The organism is Bacillus cereus group sp. BceL291, assembly GCF_051776705.1.
Taxonomy (GTDB): Bacteria; Bacillota; Bacilli; order Bacillales; family Bacillaceae_G; genus Bacillus_A; species Bacillus_A cereus.
In genome coordinates, this window is the sequence record NZ_JBPWAP010000186.1 from 1 (window position 1) to 2,607 (window position 2,607).

Below are 2,607 nucleotides of genomic sequence, written 5' to 3' on the forward strand. Positions count from 1 at the left end.
GTTAGTGATAGGTAAGGATTTGAAGTTATCTCTACCTTTTCCCCCACTCCACACCGTACGTGAGACTTTCACCTCATACGGCGCTCCATCTAATTTGTTTATTGTTTAATTTTTTCTAAATTACAAGCTCTTCGATATTGGTTTATTCGTTTAACTTGTTCCACAGTCAACGAGTGTTTTTGAAAGTAGGATTCAATCGTTTGTTTATTTGTCATGTGAATTAATCTATGAATTTCTTTATGAATGATTCTAAGATTTTCATACTCATCTGTTCCGCCTAATCCCTTCGGAATATAGTGGTGGCAATGTAGCTCACTTGCTGGTAAAAATTCTTTAAGTATCTCACATTTTCCATTCAACATAGAATACCTTGCCATTCGATTATCCAAGTACTCTATACTTTCATTAGGGATATTTGCAGTTAGTAGTTTCTTAATTTCGCCTAATACCAATTTATTTAACTCAATATGTTTGGCAATCTTTCGGCCTTTTTGATTGTAAGGTGTTTGGGTTTGCGTGTAATTCCATATAGTTGCTGTTTGTATATCCGCTAGTGGAAATAAGTAAATACCACATACTTTAAATGTTCGATAATTATTTTTAAAGAATTTTGTAAACACCGGAGGTGCATTGATTGGAACTTCATATTTCCCGACACTTTTTAATCGATTGAATATTACTAATGATAGGTTAAATGCAAGCTGTTTCATTTCAATATTTACATGTGTAACATACCTAAAATAGTTACGCAGTCCAAGTACATAGGCATTATATAATTGCACATTTTTCCGAGTTGATGACAACTGAATAGCTTTTATTCGCTTTTTGATCTCAAGTTTGATTTGCTTCTTTTTCTTATTTGATATCCTAGAGTTACAAACCCATTTGTTTCTTTTGGGTACTACATATAATAAATATCCTAAGAACTCAGATTTGTTTTTTCTAAGGTTGATTATTCTGGATTTTTCTGGTGAAATGTCCAACTTTAATCGTTCCTTGAGATACATTTTTGTCGCGAAAAACCATTTTTGTGCCGTTCGGAAATCCTTTGCCATAATTTTAAAATCATCTGCATAACGAACAATAAATCCTTGTTTCAATTTGGTACCTTTCATTGCTCGCTTTTGATTTGCATTATTTGTATATGGATATGATGTTTCAAAATAGTGCCATTGGCTTGCTATCCATTGGTCTAAATCATTTAAAACTATATTGGATAGTAATGGCGAGAGTATTCCACCTTGTGGTGTTCCCTTTTTTGGAATTCCAAATCCCTTAATTGGTGCTTTTAGAATTAAATAGATAAGTTTTAACACTCGCTTATCTTTAATACCCATATTCCACAATTGTTTTAGAAGTAATGTGTGATTAACATTGTCAAAGAATCCTTTTATATCTATATCTACCGCGTAATGAAAAGTATTTCTGCTTATCAAAAACATTACTCTAGAAATGGCATGTTTTGTTCCTCTCATCGGACGAAATCCATAACTATGTTCGTAAAATTTCGCCTCGCAAATCGGCTCCAAAATTTGCCTAATCATTTGTTGAATTAACCGATCAAACATTGTTGGAATTCCTAAAGGTCTTTTATCTCCATTGGACTTAGGAATAAAAACTCTCTTTACTGCTTTTGGTTTGTATATCTCTAGTTGTTTACAAACCAATGATAAGAATTCCTTTTTATACATTGGTTTATAATTATCTATCGTGAACAAATCCGTGCCAGCGGTTTTGGACCCCTTGTTAGATTTTATTGTTCGGTATGCTAAAAGAATATTGTTCTCCGAAGTAATCAATTCATATAGACCATGGAATGATTTATTTCCTTGACTTTCTTCATATAACCTATCAAATGTTTCTTGCATATTGTAATATTCCCAATATCTCATTGTTGTGCTCAACTGTGGAAACCTCCTAGGTTTTTGCCCACATTCCTACCTGACCATTGAGCTTCATTTTCTTAAAATTAAACATAAAACAAACTAGACTTGGGGCCATCCCTCCACGTTCATTAGACGCTTCAACGGTACTGTGCCCCTACCTTCACAAAAATAAAGGAATTTCGGCTAATTACCTTATATCCACCTGCCCAGTAGTAGCTGTTTTCATTTAGCAGTTTTTTGCTTCCCACGTTCCAATATATCTAGCTATTCATGATAACCGTAGGTGTTTGCTATAAGCCTGTAGAGTTTATAAGCTCATCGTTGCTTATCCCGATTTCCTACCGTCAGATTCGTACTTCTCGGTACCCTACCACACTCTTGTGTGCTATACCTTTCGGTATAGTGCAATTTTAGACCCGTACCTTCGCAAATTCGTCAGACCCATAAGGGACATTCTCACCATAGTTATCTTTTCAGCCATCCGACCTATCCTACACCATATGATTAAAAATCACTTAGGCTCGTTCAGCCGACTTCACCTAGCTTCATACACAATCTGTCTACTAACAAATCATGCATGTAGGAGTATTAATGGAGTTGTTTCAATTCAACATGACGATTTTCATTCCAACTCTCGATATATTAGTTATTGTTGCTTAAGATAAATTTCAGCAACACTCTCACTTCACGTCTAAACGCTTATAGAGAAACGTGTCGCGCC

General features: G+C 34.7%; 1 protein-coding gene. It reads right to left on the reverse strand.

Annotation, left to right across the window (positions count from 1 at the left end):
- Positions 1-98: 98 nt before the first annotated feature.
- The gene (gene ltrA / locus ACS2CR_RS33855) at positions 99-1,904 is read right to left on the reverse strand and encodes a group II intron reverse transcriptase/maturase (protein ID WP_000108316.1); all 1,806 of its coding nucleotides are present in this window, start codon (positions 1,902-1,904) and stop codon (positions 99-101) included.
- Between the last annotated feature and the right edge of the window lie 703 nt (positions 1,905-2,607).